Annotated in this window: 16 protein-coding genes and 1 pseudogene; 12 read left to right on the forward strand and 5 right to left on the reverse strand. The window is 74.0% G+C overall.

Going from position 1 to position 16,982, the window contains the following annotated elements; translation table 11 throughout:
• Positions 1 to 44 precede the first annotated feature (44 nt).
• Both ACFUK0_RS35700 and ACFUK0_RS35705 read right to left on the reverse strand, forming a co-directional pair.
• The gene (locus ACFUK0_RS35700) at positions 45 to 344 is read right to left on the reverse strand and encodes a hypothetical protein (protein WP_380257395.1); all 300 of its coding nucleotides are present in this window, start codon (positions 342 to 344) and stop codon (positions 45 to 47) included.
• Between the two features lie 45 nt (positions 345 to 389).
• Entirely contained in the window at positions 390 to 1,190 is an 801-nt protein-coding gene (locus tag ACFUK0_RS35705) for a PspA/IM30 family protein (protein ID WP_380257397.1), read from the reverse strand.
• 341 nt (positions 1,191 to 1,531) lie between these two features.
• On the opposite strand from ACFUK0_RS35705, the gene ACFUK0_RS35710 reads away from it, so the two are divergent.
• Positions 1,532 to 2,089 (forward strand): DUF3043 domain-containing protein, encoded by a 558-nt coding sequence (locus tag ACFUK0_RS35710; protein WP_380257399.1) that lies wholly within the window; start codon positions 1,532 to 1,534, stop codon positions 2,087 to 2,089.
• A 182-nt stretch (positions 2,090 to 2,271) separates the two neighbouring features.
• On the forward strand, positions 2,272 to 2,970 hold the full coding sequence (locus ACFUK0_RS35715) for a class I SAM-dependent methyltransferase (RefSeq protein ID WP_380257423.1): 699 nt from the start codon (positions 2,272 to 2,274) through the stop codon (positions 2,968 to 2,970).
• Positions 2,971 to 3,014: 44 nt separating this feature from the next.
• On the opposite strand, the gene ACFUK0_RS35720 is transcribed toward ACFUK0_RS35715, so the two are convergent.
• The gene (locus ACFUK0_RS35720; protein WP_380257401.1) at positions 3,015 to 3,215 is read right to left on the reverse strand and encodes a hypothetical protein; all 201 of its coding nucleotides are present in this window, start codon (positions 3,213 to 3,215) and stop codon (positions 3,015 to 3,017) included.
• A 127-nt stretch (positions 3,216 to 3,342) separates the two neighbouring features.
• Between ACFUK0_RS35720 and cobU the strand changes: the two are divergent.
• From cobU to ACFUK0_RS35760, 8 genes and pseudogenes are all read left to right on the forward strand, one after another.
• Positions 3,343 to 3,903, forward strand: a pseudogene (cobU, locus tag ACFUK0_RS35725) (bifunctional adenosylcobinamide kinase/adenosylcobinamide-phosphate guanylyltransferase); the annotation flags it as partial.
• 55 nt (positions 3,904 to 3,958) lie between these two features.
• Positions 3,959 to 5,074, forward strand: a complete 1,116-nt coding sequence (cobT, locus tag ACFUK0_RS35730) for a nicotinate-nucleotide--dimethylbenzimidazole phosphoribosyltransferase (RefSeq protein WP_380257403.1) — start codon at positions 3,959 to 3,961, stop codon at positions 5,072 to 5,074.
• A gap of 4 nt (positions 5,075 to 5,078) precedes the next feature.
• The gene (locus tag ACFUK0_RS35735; protein ID WP_380257405.1) at positions 5,079 to 5,888 is read left to right on the forward strand and encodes an adenosylcobinamide-GDP ribazoletransferase; all 810 of its coding nucleotides are present in this window, start codon (positions 5,079 to 5,081) and stop codon (positions 5,886 to 5,888) included.
• A 101-nt stretch (positions 5,889 to 5,989) separates the two neighbouring features.
• Entirely contained in the window at positions 5,990 to 6,334 is a 345-nt protein-coding gene (locus ACFUK0_RS35740) for a hypothetical protein (protein WP_380257407.1), read from the forward strand.
• Between the two features lie 292 nt (positions 6,335 to 6,626).
• Positions 6,627 to 8,147 carry a leucyl aminopeptidase gene (locus ACFUK0_RS35745; RefSeq protein WP_380257409.1) on the forward strand — a complete coding sequence of 507 codons (1,521 nt, stop codon included), beginning with the start codon at positions 6,627 to 6,629 and terminating at the stop codon, positions 8,145 to 8,147.
• Between the two features lie 420 nt (positions 8,148 to 8,567).
• Positions 8,568 to 9,956, forward strand: a complete 1,389-nt coding sequence (gene lpdA / locus ACFUK0_RS35750; protein ID WP_380257411.1) for a dihydrolipoyl dehydrogenase — start codon at positions 8,568 to 8,570, stop codon at positions 9,954 to 9,956.
• A gap of 60 nt (positions 9,957 to 10,016) precedes the next feature.
• Positions 10,017 to 11,762 (forward strand): 2-oxoglutarate dehydrogenase, E2 component, dihydrolipoamide succinyltransferase, encoded by a 1,746-nt coding sequence (gene sucB, locus ACFUK0_RS35755; protein ID WP_380257413.1) that lies wholly within the window; start codon positions 10,017 to 10,019, stop codon positions 11,760 to 11,762.
• A 137-nt stretch (positions 11,763 to 11,899) separates the two neighbouring features.
• On the forward strand, positions 11,900 to 12,415 hold the full coding sequence (locus tag ACFUK0_RS35760; protein ID WP_380257425.1) for a DUF4240 domain-containing protein: 516 nt from the start codon (positions 11,900 to 11,902) through the stop codon (positions 12,413 to 12,415).
• Between the two features lie 102 nt (positions 12,416 to 12,517).
• Here ACFUK0_RS35760 and ACFUK0_RS35765 read toward each other — a convergent pair whose 3' ends face one another.
• Positions 12,518 to 13,600, reverse strand: a complete 1,083-nt coding sequence (locus tag ACFUK0_RS35765) for a DUF2510 domain-containing protein (protein ID WP_380257415.1) — start codon at positions 13,598 to 13,600, stop codon at positions 12,518 to 12,520.
• A gap of 180 nt (positions 13,601 to 13,780) precedes the next feature.
• The gene (locus ACFUK0_RS35770) at positions 13,781 to 14,278 is read right to left on the reverse strand and encodes a GNAT family N-acetyltransferase (RefSeq protein WP_380257417.1); all 498 of its coding nucleotides are present in this window, start codon (positions 14,276 to 14,278) and stop codon (positions 13,781 to 13,783) included.
• 63 nt (positions 14,279 to 14,341) lie between these two features.
• On the opposite strand from ACFUK0_RS35770, the gene ACFUK0_RS35775 reads away from it, so the two are divergent.
• The gene (locus ACFUK0_RS35775; RefSeq protein WP_380257419.1) at positions 14,342 to 15,247 is read left to right on the forward strand and encodes a TIGR01777 family oxidoreductase; all 906 of its coding nucleotides are present in this window, start codon (positions 14,342 to 14,344) and stop codon (positions 15,245 to 15,247) included.
• A 333-nt stretch (positions 15,248 to 15,580) separates the two neighbouring features.
• Entirely contained in the window at positions 15,581 to 16,924 is a 1,344-nt protein-coding gene (locus ACFUK0_RS35780) for an FAD-dependent oxidoreductase (protein ID WP_380257421.1), read from the forward strand.
• Positions 16,925 to 16,982: the final 58 nt, after the last annotated feature.

Consider the following 16,982-nt stretch of genomic DNA (forward strand, 5'->3'; position numbering starts at 1 on the left):
GCGGGCACCCCCGAGGGGGTGCCCGCCCTTATCCGTGCGGCTGCCTATCCGTACTCGGGGATGCCCGGGATGAGCCCGTCGCCCTCGGCCCGCAGCAGCTGCCGGACTTCGTCGATCGTCGCCCCCACGTTCGGCAGGATCAGGTCGGACGGCTCCAGCGAGTCGTCCGGCAGCGGGGTGCCGTACTCCTTCACGGCCACCAGCAGGCTGTCCAGTGCCGCCCGGAAGTGCCCCTCGTCCCCCGACTCCAGCGCACGCAGCAGTTCGTCGTCCAGCTCGTTGAGGCGGTGCAGGTGGTCGTCGCCCACCTGGAACTGCCCTTCACCCATGACCCTCATGATCATGCGCTGCGTCTCCCTGCTGTCATGGCCGCCGTCGAGGGAGCCGGGTCACTTGTTGTAGTTGATCGTCCCCGGGTTGTCCTGCTTGTCCTGCGCCCCGGGCCTGCCCTGCTCGATCGCGGGCTGCGCGGCCGGGCTGCCGCCGGTCAGCTCGGCCTTCATCCTGGCGAGCTCCAGCTCGACGTCGGAGCCGCCGGCCACCCGCTCCAGCTCGGCCTCGATGTCGTCCTTGCGGCCGAGGCCGCTCGCGTCGTCCAGCGCACCGGAGGCCAGCAGCTCGTCGATGGCACCCGCACGGGCCTGCATCTGGGCCGTCTTGTCCTCGGCCCGCTGGATCGCCAGGCCCACGTCGCCCATCTCCTCCGAGATCCCGGAGAAGGACTCCGCGATCCGGGTCTGCGCCTGGGCGGCGGTGTAGGTGGCCTTGATGGTCTCCTTCTTCGTCCGGAAGGCGTCCACCTTGGCCTGCAGCCGCTGGGAGGCCAGCGTGAGCTTCTCCTCCTCGCCCTGCAGCTGCTCGTACTGCACCTGCAGGTCGGTGATCTGCGACTGCATGTTGGACTTGCGGGTCAGCGCCTCGCGCGCGAGGTCCTCCCGGCCGAGCGAGAGCGCCTTGCGGCCCTGGTCCTCGTACTTCGCGGACTGCTGCTGCAGCTGGGTCAGCTGGAGCTCCAGGCGCTTGCGCGAGGTGGCCACGTCGGCCACTCCCCTGCGCACCTTCTGCAGCAGTTCGAGCTGCTTCTGGTACGAGTAGTCGAGCGTTTCACGCGGATCTTCTGCACGGTCCAGGGCCTTGTTGGCCTTGGACTTGAAGATCAGCCCCATACGCTTCATGATTCCGTCGCTCATGGGCCTCGGGTGCCCCCTTCTCCGGGCTGCGGACTGTAACTCGTTACCAGACACGACGAGTGTATGTGCAGCGAGGCAATCGCCGCAGTGCACCTGCCTGCAACAAGACTGCTACAGCCGACCCTGCCGGCGCCTCATCCCGGGGGTGGAATCCGACCCCGGTTCCATGATCCGGCAGGAGGAGGAAACCCCGTAATGGACGCGCCGAGGAGCCCCCGGAAACCTCGGTTCGTTGATCGATATCTGTTTGGGTCCAAGGGCACGGGAGGAAGCGGCCGTCCACCCCGTACGCTGGGGGTGTGTTCCGACGCCGTTCAGACGATGCCTCTGCCTCCGCCGTAGTGCTGGAGAAGCAGGACGATACGAGCCAGGCCCGCGATCCGCAGGCGAAGAAGGGCCGGCCCACGCCCAAGCGCAGTGAGGCCGAGGCCAACCGGCGTACCCGGGTGGTCGTCCCCAAGGACCGCAAGGAGGCCGCCCGCCAGTCGCGCGAGCGGATGCGCTCCGAGCGGGAGAAGCAGCGCACCGCGCTGCTGGAGGGCGACGAGCGCTACCTGCCGGCCCGCGACAAGGGCCCGGTGCGCAAGTTCGCCCGGGACTACGTGGACGCCCGCTGGTCGCTCGCCGAGTTCTTCCTGCCCGCCGCCGTGGTCATCCTGATCCTCAGCGTGGTGCGGGTCCCGGCCCTCCAGCTGCTCTCCACCCTGCTCTTCCTGCTGTTCTTCGTCCTGGTGATCCTCGACTTCGTGCGCCTGGGCCTCGGCCTGCGCAAGCAGTTCGCCGAGCGGTTCCCCGGACAGAACACCAAGGGCGCCGTCGCGTACGGCCTGATGCGCATCCTGCAGATGCGCCGCCTGCGGCTGCCCAAGCCCCAGGTGCAGCGCGGGGCCAAGCCCTGACCGCCGAGCCGGTGAACTCGGGCTGGGCCCCTCCGACCTGGGAGGGGCCCGGCCTTTACGCGCTGCCCGGCCAGGGCGGCGGGAGCCACGACCGGCTGCCGTCCCGCAGCGGATCGTTCGCCGGCGGGGCCGGCCCCTGGCTGGAGCGCCAGGGCGGCCTGCGCAACCTGGTCCGCCAGGAGATGGTGGCGAGGCAGCTCGCCGAACAGCTCACCGGGCGCACCGCCCAGCGCGTCCTGGACGTCGGCTGCGGCCAGGGCACCCAGGCGCTGCGCCTGGCCCGGGCCGGCCACTACGTCACCGGCATCGACTCCGACCCGGTCACCCTCGGCGTCGCCCAGGGCGCACTGGCCCAGGAGCCGGACGACGTCCGCGGCCGGGTCCAGCTGCTCAGCGGCGACGGCCACCAGTGCGGGCGCTGGTTCGGCGCGCGGAGCTTCGACGTGGTCCTCTGCCACGGCGTCCTGATGTACCTGCCCGACCCGGACCCGATGATCGCCTCACTGGCCCGGCTGCTCGCCCCCGGCGGCGTCCTCTCCCTCGTGGTCCGCAACCGGGACGCGCTGGCGATGCGCCCCGGCGCGGCCGGCGACTGGCGCGCCGCGCTGGACGCCTTCGAGAGCGACCGCTACTACAACCGCCTGGGCCTCACCGCCCGCGCCGACCGGCTCGCCGACCTGACCGTCACGCTCGCCGAGGTCTCCGTACCGCTCAAGCAGTGGTACGGCGTACGGGTCTTCACCGACAACGCGCCGGACGACGCGGCGCCGCCCGTCGACGGCCGCCGCCTCGCCCAGCTCCTGGACGCCGAGGAACGCGCCGGCCGGACCGACCCCTACCGCCGGATAGCCGCGCTGCTGCACGTCATCGGCGGCAAGTAGCGGCTGCCCGCCCTTCGGGGCGGTGCGCGGCCCGGCGTCGCGGCTCAGGCCTCGTGCAGGCTCATCGAGTAGATGACGCGGTCGTCGTCCAGCAGGACGGCGGTGTCGACGCCGTCCTCCGCCAGCTGCTTCCAGCTCTCGCCGATCCAGGACTCCGCGTCGCCCTGCCCCGGGAACTCCTCCTGGCCACCGGCCGGGGTGACCGGGGTGCCGTCCGTCTTCTCGTACCGCCACGTCCAGACCATGCCCGGCTCCTCCCGCTGACGACTGGTTCGCTGCCCTGCTGCATCGCTGTTCGGTTGTGCACACTAGCCTGCCCGCCGCGATCACCCCTACGCCTCGTCGGGCAGGATGAACGGCATGTCACTCCCCCGCACCCTGATCCTCGGCGGCGCCCGCTCGGGCAAGTCCACCCGGGCCGAGCAGCTGCTCGCCGCACACGACGACGTCCTCTACGTCGCCACCGGCGGCATCCGGGACGGCGACCCGGAGTGGGCGCAGCGGGTCGGCCTGCACCGGGAGCGGCGCCCGGCGAGCTGGCGGACGGCCGAGACCTGCGACCTGGAGGCCGTCCTGCGCGACGGCGCGGACCGGGCGCCGGTGCTGATCGACTGCCTGGCCCTCTGGCTGACCGCGGTGATGGACGACTGCGACGCCTGGGACGACGCGGCCTGGGCGGCCGGCGGCGAGCGGGCGGTGCAGCTGCGCTGCGAGGCGCTCGCGGCGGCCTGGGCGGCGACGGGGCGCCAGGTGATCGCGGTCAGCAACGAGGTCGGGATGGGGGTCGTCCCCGGGACGGCGGCGGGGCGGCGGTTCCGGGACGCCCTCGGGCGGCTGAACATGGCGGTGGCGGACGCCTCGGAGCAGGTGCTGCTGGTGGTGGCGGGACAGGTGCTCACCCTGAAGGGCGGTGCCGGCGGCCGGCGGCCCTGACTCAGTCCTGAGGCCGCCACCGGATGGTGGCCGGCGGCGTGTAGCCTTCGGGGCGATGGACACGACCGTGGATCTCGATACGTTCTCCTCCCTCGTCGAGCGCCCCGACGAGAGCGCCCGCAGGGCCGCCGACGAGCGCTGGAAGGCGCTGGACCGGCCTCGTGGCGGGCTCGGCCAGCTGGAGGAGCTGGGCAGCTGGCTGGCGTCCGTGCAGGGGCACTCCCCCGTACGGCCCGTGTCGGCGCCCAAGGTGCTGCTGTTCGCGGGTGACCACGGGGTGGCCTCGCTCGGGGTCTCCGAGCTGCCCGCCGACGGCGGGACGGCCGCCCGGGTGCGGGCCGTGCTGGACGGCACGGCGCCGGTCGCGGTGCTCGCGCGGCGCTTCGGCGCCCGGGTGCGGGTCGTCGACGTGGCGGTGGACGCCGATCCCTCCGACTTCCCCGACGAGGTGGTCCGCCACCGGGTGCGGCGCGGCTCCGGCCGGATCGACGTCGAGGACGCGCTGAGCCCGGAGGAGGCCGCCCGGGCGTTCCGCGCCGGGATGGCCGTCGCCGACGAGGAGGCCGACGCCGGCACCGACCTGGTGGTGCTGGGCGACCTCGGGGTCGGCTCGACCACCGTGGCGGCCGTGCTGGTCGGCGCCCTGTGCGGGACGGACGCGGCGGCGGTCACCGGGCGGGGCTCGGGCATCGACGACCGGGTGTGGATGGTCAAGTGCGCCACCGTCCGCGACTCGCTGCGGCGGGCGCGGCCGGTGCTGGGCGACCAGCTGGCCCTGCTGGCCGCCACCGGCGGCGCGGACTTCGCGGCGGTCACCGGCTTCCTGCTGCAGGCCTCGGTGCGCCGGCTCCCGGTCGTCCTGGACGGCGTCGTCTCGGCGGCGTGCGCGCTGGTCGCCCAGCGGATCGCGTTCCGCGCGCCGGAGTGGTGGCGGGCCGGGCAGTCGAGCGGCGAACCCGCCCAGGCGAAGGCGTACGACCGGCTGACGCTGACGCCGTTGCAGGACCAGAAGATCACCATGGGCGAGGGCGTGGGCGCGCTGCTGTCCCTGCCGCTGCTCCAGGCGGCCGCGGACACGCTGGCCGAGCACGCCGCCGTCCCGGTGCTGCCCGAGGAGCCGAAGGAGCAGCCGAAGCTGCCGTCGGCGGCGGATCTGCTCGGCCGGGTCTGACGCGGTGTCAGGGGCGCCCGGTTCCGCCGCCCCCGGGCCCGGCGCGCTGAGGCTGGAGGGCCTGCGGTTCGCGTTCGGCACGCTCTCGGTGCTCCGGGTCCGGGTCGAGCGGTGGGACCGGGCGACGGCGGGGCGGGCGATGCTCTGCGCGCCGGTGGTCGGGGTCGTGCTGGGGGCTCTCGCCGCGGCGGCGGGCGCACTGGTCGCCTGGCGCGCCGGCGGCCTGCTCGGCGCCGTCACCGCGCTCGCCGTACTGGCCGCGCTGACCCGGGGGCTGCACCTGGACGGCCTGGCCGACGTCGCGGACGGCCTGGGCAGCGGCAGACCCGCCGAGGACGCACTGCGGATCATGAAGCAGTCCGACATCGGCCCCTTCGGCGTGCTGACCCTGCTGCTCACCCTGCTCGCCCAGGCCGCGGCCGTGGCGGGCCAGTTCGAGGCCTCGCTCTGGCGCGGCGCCCTCGCGGTCCTCACCGCCGCCCTGGCGGCGCGCTGCGCACTCGCCTGGGGCTGCCTGCGCTCCGTCCCCGCGGCCCGGCCCGGCGGCCTCGGCGCGACGGTCGCGAGTACGGTGGCGCCTGCGGCGGCACTCGCGGTCTCGGCCGGCGCCGCGCTGCTGGCGGCCCTGGCCGGGCTCGGTGACGGCTGGTCGGCCCTGCGGCTGCCGGTCGCGCTGGCGGCCGGACTGCTCGCCGCCGGGCTGCTGCTGCGGCGCTGCGTGGGGCGCTTCGGCGGGATCACCGGCGACGTGCTCGGCGCGATGGCGGAGACCGCGGCGACGGGCTGCCTGGTCGTCCTGGCGATGGCGGGGTAGCACCGCACCGGCACCTGATCAGCCCGGGCGCGGGCGCGCCGGTACGAACCGGTGGGCCCGTCGCGCCCGGCCCGAGGACAAGAGGACGAAGGAGTCCGCCCGTGAACCTCGAACCCTGGCTGCCCGGCAGAGACCAGTACGACGCCCTGCGGTCGTTCGTGACGGCCCGCCAGCGGGAACTCGGGCGCGAGCAGCGGCAGACCGGCGCCGGGCCGGAGGCGCGCTGGCTGGCCGCCTCCTGGCTCCGCACCGCCTGGAAGTACACCAACCTGATCAACTTCGCGACGGAGCACGGCCAGCCCTACGAGGCCGCCCGGGCCTGGGCCGTGATGGCCGATCTGCTGATCCCGTGGGCGCAGAGCCCGCAGCTCCCGGAGGCGCTGCGCGGGATAACCGTGGCCGCCTCCCGGGCCCCGCTCAACCCGTGGGAGCCGTCGGCCCGGTGAGGCGCCGCCGGGGCGGTGACCGGCTACGACCGGTACCGGGGGCGGCGTGATCCCAGCATGCGGACTACCATGCGGGGAGCACCGTAGCTCTGCATCGCCGCAGGTTCCGCCCGGCCGCTCTTCCCCGAGGAGCCGGGACCTCTGGTGTGCGCGGTCGCCGGAGGCGGCGCGCGCGCCAGAGGTCCCGGACCCGGAGCGGGCGGGCGGGACCGGCCGGCGACACGGGGGTACGCCGGTGCGGCAGCACCGCCGCACCCGGCCGTGGACCGCATAAAGAACAGGACGCGAATACGTGACTGCATTGTCTGTGAGCACCTCCTCCGCCGCCTCGCTGCGCGCGGACGCCCTGGTGGTCGGTGTGGCGAAGGGCCCGAAGGGCATCACCGTGGCCCCCGGTGCCGAGGCCGTGGCCGAGGCGTTCGGGGGCAAGCTGGCCGAGGTCCTGACCACCCTGGGCGCGAGCGGTGGCGAGGGCGAGGCCGTCAAGGTCCCCTCCCCCGCGGGCCTGAAGGCGCCGCTCGTGCTGGCGGTCGGCCTCGGCGAGGCCGGGGACGGCTACTCCGAGGAGACGCTGCGCCGCGCCGCCGGTGTCGCCGCCCGGACGCTGGCGGGCACCCGGAAGGTCGCGCTGGCGCTGCCGGCCGAGTCGGCCGACGACACCGGCGCGGTCGCGCTGGGCGCCCTGCTCGGCGCGTACGCGTACGGCACGTACAAGAGCAACGGCGCCGGCAAGGAGCCGGTCGGCGAGTTCGTCGTGCTGACCACCCGTAAGGGCAGCAAGGACGCCAAGGCCGCGATCGAGCACGCCACGGCCGTCGGCGAGGAGATGAACCGCGCCCGCGACCTCATCAACACCCCGCCGAACGACCTGAACCCGAAGATCTTCGCGACCATCGTCCAGGCCGCCGGCAAGGAGCACGGCCTCAAGGTCGAGGTGCTGGACGAGAAGGCGCTCGCCAAGGGCGGCTTCGGCGGCATCCTCGGCGTCGGCGTCGGCTCGGAGAACCCGCCGCGGCTGGTGAAGGTGGCCTACACCCACCCGAAGGCGAAGGCGACGCTCGCCTTCGTCGGCAAGGGCATCACCTACGACTCGGGCGGCATCTCGCTGAAGCCGGCCGGCCACAACGAGACCATGAAGTGCGACATGTCGGGTGCCGCCGCGGTGTTCGCCGCCGTGGTCGCCGCCAAGCGCCTGGGCCTGGCCGTGAACGTCACCGGCTGGCTGGCGCTGGCCGAGAACATGCCGTCCGGCTCGGCCACCCGCCCCGGCGACGTGCTGCGGATGTACGGCGGCAAGACCGTCGAGGTGCTGAACACCGACGCCGAGGGCCGGCTGGTGCTGGCCGACGCGATCGTGCGGGCCGGCGAGGAGAACCCGGACGTGATCGTCGACGTGGCGACGCTGACCGGGGCGATGGTGCTGGCGCTGGGCAACCGCACCTTCGGTGTGATGTCCAACAGCGACGAGCTGCGCGAGACGCTGCACGCGACGGCGCAGGAGGCCGGCGAGGCGTCCTGGCCGATGCCGCTGCCCGCGGACCTGCGCAAGGGCATGACCGAGTCGAGCATCGCCGACCTGGCCAACATGGGCGAGCGGATGGGCGGCGGCCTGGTGGCCGGGCTCTTCCTGAAGGAGTTCGTCGCCGAGGGCACCGACTGGGCGCACCTCGACATCGCGGGCCCGGCCTTCCACGAGGGCGCGCCGTACGGCTACACCCCCAAGGGCGGCACCGCGAGCGGCGTGCGCACGCTCGTGCGTTTCGCCGAGCAGACGGCCGCGGGTGCGCCCGGGACCCCCGGGGCCAAGGCCTGATCACCGTTTTACCGCCGGCCTGCGGGCCGGTCGGCCCGGCGCCCTTCAACGGGCGCCGGGCCTTTTTCATTCCGAATGACTGTTACCTCACAGTAATAAGACCGGCGGCCGTCGCATCCCTGTTCGCTGCGGGCGAAACTTTGTTCCACAGTGCGGAACTCCCCTGGCCCACGGCCGCCCGGAGCACCGCTCACCCCACCCACGGCAGGGCTGTGAGCTGCGGCTATACCCTGACGTACGGGACTTTCACCCCCCTGCGACCAGCCGCTCGACCGCCCCTGGGGCGGGCCGGGACATCAGCCGCCGCGAACAAGTGCGAAGATGTATTTCCGGCATGACTGGACGCCTTACAAGGGCATCCCGACCCACCGGACCGCGACCGGCCCGGCGATCCGCACCCCTTTGCATGGAGGACGTGACGTGGCGAACGACGCCAGCACCGTTTTCGACGTTGTCATTCTCGGAGGCGGAAGCGGCGGTTACGCCGCGGCGCTCCGCGCCGCTCAGCTCGGCCTGAGTGTGGCCCTGATCGAGAAGGGGGAGCTGGGCGGCACCTGCCTGCACCGCGGTTGCATCCCGACCAAGGCTCTCCTGCACGCGGCCGAGGTCGCGGACGAAACCCGCGAGGCCGCCGAGTTCGGTGTCCTGGCGACGTTCCAGGGCATCGACATCAAGGGCGTCCACAAGTACAAGGACGACGTCGTCGCCGGCCTGTACAAGGGCCTGCAGGGCCTGGTCGCCTCCCGCAAGGTCCACTACATCACCGGCGAGGGCAAGCTCTCCTCGCAGACCTCGGTCGATGTCAACGGCCAGCGCGTCGAGGGCCGCCACATCCTCCTCGCCACCGGCTCCGTGCCGAAGTCCCTCCCGGGCCTGAACATCGACGGCGACCGGGTCATCTCCTCGGACCACGCGCTCAAGCTCGACCGCATCCCGAAGTCGGCCGTGATCCTCGGCGGCGGCGTCATCGGCGTCGAGTTCGCGTCCGTCTGGAAGTCCTTCGGCGTCGACGTCACCATCGTCGAGGCGCTGCCGCACCTGGCCCCGCTGGAGGACGAGAACTCCTCCAAGCTGCTGGAGCGCGCGTTCCGCAAGCGCGGCATCAAGTTCGAGCTCAAGGCCCGCTTCTCCGGCGTCGAGTACACCGCCGACGGCGTGCGCGTCTCGACCGAGAACGGCAAGCAGATCGACGCCGACCTGCTGCTCGTCGCCATCGGCCGCGGCCCGGTCTCGGCCGGCCTCGGCTACGAGGAGAACGGCGTCGCGACCGACCGCGGCTACGTCCTCGTCGACGAGTACATGCGCACCAACGTGCCCACCATCTCGGCCGTCGGCGACCTCGTCCCGACCCTCCAGCTGGCCCACGTCGGCTTCGCCGAGGGCATCCTCGTCGCCGAGCGGCTGGCCGGCCTGAAGGCCGTGCCGATCGACTACGACGGTGTGCCGCGTGTGACGTACTGCAACCCCGAGGTCGCGTCGGTGGGCATCACCGAGGCCAAGGCCGTCGAGCTGTACGGCAAGGACAAGGTCGTCACGCTCAAGTACAACCTGGCCGGCAACGGCAAGAGCAAGATCCTCAAGACCGCCGGCGAGATCAAGCTCGTCCAGGTCAAGGACGGCGCCGTGGTGGGTGTCCACATGGTCGGCGCGCGCATGGGCGAGCAGGTGGGCGAGGCCCAGCTCATCTACAACTGGGAGGCGCTGCCCTCCGAGGTCGCGCAGCTCATCCACGCGCACCCGTCGCAGTCCGAGGCCCTCGGCGAGGCGCACCTGGCGCTGGCCGGCAAGCCGCTGCACGCGCACGACTGATCGCGCCCCTCCCCACTTCCCCCATCCCGTACGCAAGACTTGATAGGAGTCGCTGAAACCATGGCGGTCTCAGTAACACTGCCCGCGCTGGGCGAGAGCGTTTCCGAGGGCACTGTCACCCGCTGGCTCAAGGCCGAGGGTGAGCGCGTCGAGGTCGACGAGCCGCTGCTCGAGGTCTCGACCGACAAGGTCGACACCGAGATCCCCTCGCCGGTCTCCGGCATCCTCGCCTCCATCAAGGTCGCCGAGGACGAGACGGTCGAGGTCGGCACCGAGCTGGCCGTCATCGACGACGGCTCGGGCGCTCCGGCTCCCGCCGCCGCTCCGGTCGCCGAGGCGGCCCCGGCCGCTCCGGCCCCGGTCGCCGAGGCCGCTCCCGTGGCTGCCGCTCCGGCTCCCGTGGCCGAGGCCCCGGCCGCCCCCGCTGCCGCCGCTCCGGCCGGCGACGCCACCCCGGTGCTGCTCCCCGCCCTGGGCGAGTCCGTCACCGAGGGCACCGTCACCCGCTGGCTGAAGGCCGAGGGTGACACGGTCGAGGTTGACGAGCCGCTGCTGGAGGTCTCCACCGACAAGGTCGACACCGAGATCCCGTCGCCCGTCGCCGGCGTCCTGGTGAAGATCCTGGTCGCCGAGGACGAGGCCGCCGAGGTCGGCGCCCAGCTCGCCCTGATCGGTGTCGCCGGCGCTGTCGCCGCCGCCCCGGCCCCGGTCGCCGCACCGGCTCCGGTCGCTGCTCCGGCCCCCGCGCCGGTCGCCGCCGCCCCGGCTCCGGTCGCTGCTCCGGCCCCCGTCGCCGCACCCGCCCCGGTCGCCGCCCCGGCTCCGGTCGCTGCTCCGGCCCCCGTCGCCGCACCGGCCGCACCCGCTGCCGACAGCTCCGACGCCTACGTCACCCCGCTGGTGCGCAAGCTCGCCGCCGAGCAGGGCGTCGCCCTCGGCGACGTCACCGGCACCGGTGTCGGCGGCCGCATCCGCAAGCAGGACGTCATCGCCGCCGCGGAGGCCGCCAAGGCCGCCGCAGCCGTGCCGGCCGCCGCAGCTCCCGCGGCCAAGGCCCCGGCCGCCGTCGCCGCGGTCTCCCCGCTGCGCGGCACCACGGTCAAGATCTCCCGCCTGCGCTCGGTGATCGCCAAGCGCATGGTGGAGTCCCTCCAGGTCTCCGCCCAGCTGACCACCGTGGTCGAGGTGGACATCACCAACATCATGCGGCTGCGCAACAAGGCGAAGGCCGGCTTCCAGGCCCGCGAGGGCGTCAAGCTGTCCCCGCTGCCGTTCTTCGTGAAGGCCTCCATCGAGGCGCTCAAGGCCCACCCGGTCGTGAACTCCCAGTTCAACGAGGCCGAGGGCACCATCACCTACCACGGCGCCGAGCACGTCGGCATCGCGGTGGACACCGAGCGCGGCCTGCTCGTCCCGGTCATCCACGACGCGGGCGACCTCAACATCGCCGGCATCGCCAAGAAGACCGCCGACCTCGCGGCCCGCACCCGGGACAACAAGGTCACCCCGGACGAGCTGGGCGGTGGCACCTTCACCATCACCAACACCGGCTCGCGCGGTGCGCTCTTCGACACCCCGATCATCAACCAGCCGCAGGTGGCGATCCTGGGCATCGGCGCAGCCGTCAAGCGCCCGGTGGTCATCAACCACCCGGACCTGGGCGAGACGATCGCCGTCCGCGACATGGTCTACCTGGCCCTGTCGTACGACCACCGGATCGTGGACGGCGCCGACGCCGCCCGCTACCTGGGTGCCGTCAAGGCCCGCCTGGAAGAGGGCGCCTTCGAGGGCGACCTCGGCCTGTAAGCTCCCCGGCCGGGCCCCGCACCACCGGGATCCTGCCGCCGCAGCCCCCGTTTCGTCCTCGGACGGAGCGGGGGCTGCGCGTTTCACGCCCCTCTTCGCATGCGTTTGCCCGGGCGACCAGGGATGCTGGAGCGGTGATGTACGAGACGGACTTCTGGCAGATCATCGACGAGACCCGGGCCGCCGCCGAAGGCGACCCGGACGAGCAGGCCGATCGGCTGGTGGAGCGGCTCGCGCAGCTGACGCCGGACGACGTCATCGACTTCGCCCGGCTGTTCGAGGCACGCTTCCAGCGCGCGTACTGGACGGACCTCTGGGGCGCCGCGTACCTGCTGCTGGACGGCGCCTCGGAGGACGCCTTCGACTACTTCCGGTGCTGGCTGATCGGCCAGGGCCGCGAGGTCTTCGAGGGCGCGCTGGCCGAACCCGACGACCTCGCGGACCTGGTGCCCGACTTCGACGAGGAGGAGGACGGCGACGCCGAGGACATCGGCTACGCCGCCGACGAGGCCTACGAACAGCTCACCGGCCTGCCGCTGCCCGACCTCGGGCTGGAGCAGGCGGCAGGCCCGGAGGGCTCGCCGCTGGACTTCACCGACGCCGGGGCGATGGCGAAACGGTTCCCCCGGCTGTGGGAGCGCTACGGCGACTGAGCACCGGCCGGGGCGGTGCTCCCGGCGGCCGCCGCGGCCGGGCCCGGACGGCGCGGGTCAGGACGGCGCGGGTCAGGCCGCGGCGGGTCAGGCCGCGGCGGGTCAGGCCCCGCTGCCGGCCGCGGTGTCCTGCTCGATGCCCAGCAGGATCTGCTCCAGCGCCGCCGGGCCGGGCGCCAGCGGATCCTCGTCCACGCCGCCGTTGAAGACCACGAAGCCGCCGCTCTCCGCCGGGACGGCGGCCAGCAGCACGTAGCCGCTGAGCCCGTCCTTCGTCCTGACGTGCCAGCGGACCGCGTAGCCGCTCACCCCCGCCACCACGACCGTGGAGGACCGCGCGTCGGTGTGCGAGGTGAGGCCGTCGAAGATCGCCTGCGCGTAGAGCGGCATCGCCGCCTCGGCCGCCGCCCGGGCCGAGGCGCCCTGGATCGAGTCCGCCTTGACGGCGAACTGGCCGCGCACGCAGGTGCCGCCGCCCGGGCAGGTGTACGACCCGCTGCTCAGGAAGACCGTCGCGGTGCTGCCGGGGGTGGTCTGCGTCCAGCCGGACAGCACCGGCACGGTGATCCCGTGCTGTTCGTCGGGGACGGTGCCGGTGACGGACGCGGGCGGGCTGACCCGCGGCGAGGGGGTCGGGCTCGACCGGCGGGTCGGCGAGGCCGTCGGGCTCGGGTCGAAGGACGGGACGGTCGGCACGTCGAGCGTCGGCATCGTGATCGTCGGGACGGCGATCGTCGGCAGCGGGCGCGGTGACGGGCCGTCGCCGCTGGTGAGCGCGACTCCGGCGGCGATCCCGCCGGCCACCAGCACGGCGGCGACCACGCTGATCACCACCGCGTTGCTCTTGCGCTGCGGAGCCTGCGGGCCCACCGGGTAGCCCGGGGCCGGCGGGTAGCCGGGCGGGCCCTGCACTCCCGGATAGCCGCTCGGCGGGTACCCCTGGCCCGGAGCGGGCGGGTAGCCGTAGCCCGGCTGCGGCGCGGCGGGCGGGGCCGGCGGGGCCGCCTGCCAGGCTTGGGTCGGGGCGTCGGCGATCTGCGCGGCCGCCGGCGGCGCGTCCACGGGCGCGGCGGGGCGCACCTCACTGGTCCAGGCGCTGCCGTCCCACCAGCGCTCCTGGGCGGCCGCGCCGCCTGTTCCGGTACCGGGCGCGGGATACCAACCGGGGGGCGTCGAGTTGCTCACCGCGTCAAGGTACCGGGCCCGGGCGGGTGGTCGACAGGGCCTGTCTGTGACAGTCCGGTACCTGTTGTCACGGTTCGGCCACCGGCCGGGGCACGCGGCCGGCCGGACGGACGCCGGGCGCCGTCGGGCAGCGGGCCCGCGGGCCGGCAGGGCGTCAGGGCGTCAGGGCGTCAGGTGCCGTCAGGCGACGAGCCGGCGGGCCATCCAGATGTCGTCCACGTACCGGCCGTCGATCAGGAACTCCTCGGTCAGCGAGCCCTCCGTCCGGAAGCCGCAGCGCTCGTAGAGCCGGCGGGCGGGCGCGTTGTGGCCAAGGACGCGCAGGCTGATCCGGCGGGCGCCCTGGGCGCGGGCCGCCTCGCAGGCCGCCTCGACCAGGGCCCGGCCGATGCCCCGGCCGCGGACGGAGTCGTCGACGGCGAGGCCCTGGATCTGCCGGACGTGCTGGTTGGTCACCAGCGGAGTGGGCGGGACCTGGCGGACGTAGCCGACGAGCCGGCCGGCCAGCAGGGCGAGCAGGTACTGCTCCGGCGGGTGCCGCTCGTCGAACATGCCGGCGCCGTCGGGCGGCGGCGGGGAGACGTCGCTCAGCCAGGACCAGGCGGCGCGGTTGAGGACGGCGAGCTCCTGCTCGTCCTCCGGCCGGGCTGCACGGATGATCAGATCCTCGTCTCGCATGGGCGACATGCTAACCACCGTGGTCTACCGATCTGAAGAGGCCGGAGCTGCGAGGATGGCCGCATGCGTATCGCGGTCACCGGTTCCACCGGATTCATCGGCTCCGCCCTGGTCGGCTCGCTGCTCGCCGACGGCCACGAGGTAGTCCGGCTGGTCCGCCGGCGTTCACGGACCGGCCCGCAGGCCGACGGGACCACGGCGATCGGCTGGAACCCGCTCCTGATGGAGATCGACCGCGCCGGGCTGGCCGGCGTCGAGGCCGTGGTGCACCTGGCCGGCGCCGGGGTCGGCGACCACCGCTGGACGGACCGCTACAAGCGGGAGATCCGGGAGAGCCGGGTGCTCGGCACCGAGACGCTGGCCGCCGCGCTGGCGGAGGCCGGGCAGCCGCCCCGGGTGCTGGTCAGTGCCTCGGCCGTGGGCTACTACGGGCAGACCGGCGACCGGGTGATCGACGAGGACTCGCCCGCCGGGGACGACTTCCTGGCGCAGGTGTGCGTGGAGTGGGAGGCCGCCGCGCGGCCCGCGGCCGAGGCCGGGGTGCGGGTCGTGCACCCGCGCACCGGTCTGGTGCTGTCGGCGGCGGGCGGCGCCGGGGCCCGGCTGTTCCCGCTGTTCAGGCTGGGCCTGGGCGGGCGGCTGGGGTCGGGCTCGCAGTACTGGAGCTACATCTCGCTGGCCGACGAGATCGCGGCGCTGCGCTTCCTCATCGACCACCCGGACATCGAGGGGCCGGTGAATCTGACCGCCCCGGAGCCGGTGACGAACCGTGAGCTGACGGCGGCCCTGGGCAAGGCCCTCGGGCGCCCGACGCCGTTCCCGGTGCCGGAGGCGGCGCTGAAGGCCGTACTGGGCGAGCTGGCGGTGGAGGTGGCTGGCAGTCACCGGGTCGTCCCCGGGCGGCTGCTGGAGGCCGGGTTCCGGTTCCGGCACCCGGACGTCGGGTCGGCGGTACGCGCCGCCCTGTAGCCGGACGGGCGCCTTCCGGGGGCTGCGGGAGCCCCGTACGCCCCTGCCGGGGACCAGGCGCACAGGGAGTCGGGGGGCGCACGGGAGCACGCGAGAGGCGCGCTGCAAGCCCCCGGTGACCGTCCGCGCCCGGCGGCCCGTCATCCGGGCGGCCCGGCGCACGCTCCGTCACCGCGCCCCGGAACATGCAACCGATTACCTCCCCCGGCACCGGATCCGGCCCGACCGGCCCGTCTGATCTCCGCACTGACGGGGCATCACATGGGCGGACCGTGTCCCGGCACCCCGCTGCCTGTGTCGGCGAAGCCCCGGGACCAGGGAGGGAGCACGCCAGTGCCCGCATACGACTTCACCCGCCGTTCCCGGCACCAGTCCGATCCCGACGTCGTGGTGGTGGGCGCCGGACTGGCAGGCCTGGCCGCCGCCCACGCGCTGACCGGCCGGGGCCTGAACGTCCACGTCCTGGAGACCACCGACCGGATCGGCGGCCGGATGGCCGCCCGCGAACTGGACGGCTTCCGGCTCGACCAGGGCAGTCACCTACTGAACACCGCCCACCCCGAACTGCGGCGCCGCCTGGACCTGGACCGCCTCGACCTGCAACCGCTGGGCCCCGGCATCCTCGTGCACAGCGCCGGCCGTACCCACCGGGCCGCCGACCCGCAGCCTGCCGCCGCCCGGCCGCCCGGCCCGTGGCTGCCCGCCCGGCAGGCCGGCGGGTGGCAGCCGGGCGGGTGGCAGGCAGGCGCCCGCGCACCGCTCGCCGGCCCGCTCGACCGCGCCCGGCTCGGCGCCTGGCTGACCCGGCTGGCCGCCACCCCGGCCGGGCGGCTGCTGGCCCGCCCCGAGACCACGGCGGCCCGCGCGCTGGCCGAACGCGGCCTGCCCGCCCGCACCGCCGACGGCATCCTGCGGCCACTGCTCGGCGCACTGCTCAGCGACCCGGCCCTCGGCACCAGCAGCCGGGTCGCCGACCTGGTGCTGCGCTCCTACGCCCGCGGGCGCCTCTGCCTGCCCTCCGGCGGCATCAGCGCCGTGCCGGAGCAGCTCGCGGCCGGCCTGCCGGCGGGGACGCTCCGGCTGGGCGTGCAGGTCACCTCGATCGCGGCGGACGGCGTGGAGACAGCCGGCCACGGGCGGATCGGCGCCCAGGCCGTGGTCGTCGCGACGGACGCGCAGGCCGCCGCGGAGCTGCTGCCCGGGCTGCGCCTGCCCGGCTTCCACCCCGTCACGACCTACTACCACGCGGCCGACGGCCCGCCGCTGGACGAGCCCGTCCTGCTGCTGGACGGCGACCGGCCCGCCGGGGCCCCGCCGCTGGTCTCGCACTCCCTGGTGCTGAGCGAGCTCCACTCCTCGTACGCTCCCGCCGGCCGGGCGCTGATCGCCACCACGGTGCTGGGGCGCCGCAGTTTCGACTCCGGCGGCCCGGCCACCCTCGAACCGGCCGTCCGGGCCCGGCTGGCCGAGCTGTACGGGACGTCGACCGCGGGCTGGGAGTTCCTGACCGTGCGCCACCTGCCGGACGCCGTTCCCGCGATGCCGCCGCCGCACAACTTCCGGCGACCGGTGCGGGTGCTCGCGGGGCTGTACGTGTGCGGCGACCACCGGGACACCAGCAGCGTGCAGGGCGCCCTGGTCTCGGGCCGCCGGGCGGGGCAGGCTGTATTTTTTTAACTTGGGCTAGCCGAAGAGTAACAGTAGTATGATGTCTCTTATTATGATCTGCGTGATG

It is taken from the genome of Kitasatospora sp. NPDC057223 (genome assembly GCF_042669755.1).
GTDB lineage: Bacteria > Actinomycetota > Actinomycetes > Streptomycetales > Streptomycetaceae > Kitasatospora.

Coding starts and splice junctions, on each gene's coding strand:
- ACFUK0_RS35700 (WP_380257395.1), bottom strand. CDS start 344: ATGATCATGAGGGTCATGGGTGAAGGGCAGTTCCAGGTGGGCGACGAC.
- ACFUK0_RS35705 (WP_380257397.1), bottom strand. CDS start 1,190: ATGAGCGACGGAATCATGAAGCGTATGGGGCTGATCTTCAAGTCCAAG.
- ACFUK0_RS35715 (WP_380257423.1), top strand. CDS start 2,272: ATGGTGGCGAGGCAGCTCGCCGAACAGCTCACCGGGCGCACCGCCCAG.
- ACFUK0_RS35720 (WP_380257401.1), bottom strand. CDS start 3,215: ATGGTCTGGACGTGGCGGTACGAGAAGACGGACGGCACCCCGGTCACC.
- cobT (WP_380257403.1), top strand. CDS start 3,959: ATGGACACGACCGTGGATCTCGATACGTTCTCCTCCCTCGTCGAGCGC.
- sucB (WP_380257413.1), top strand. CDS start 10,017: ATGGCGGTCTCAGTAACACTGCCCGCGCTGGGCGAGAGCGTTTCCGAG.
- ACFUK0_RS35760 (WP_380257425.1), top strand. CDS start 11,900: ATGTACGAGACGGACTTCTGGCAGATCATCGACGAGACCCGGGCCGCC.
- ACFUK0_RS35770 (WP_380257417.1), bottom strand. CDS start 14,278: ATGCGAGACGAGGATCTGATCATCCGTGCAGCCCGGCCGGAGGACGAG.
- ACFUK0_RS35775 (WP_380257419.1), top strand. CDS start 14,342: ATGCGTATCGCGGTCACCGGTTCCACCGGATTCATCGGCTCCGCCCTG.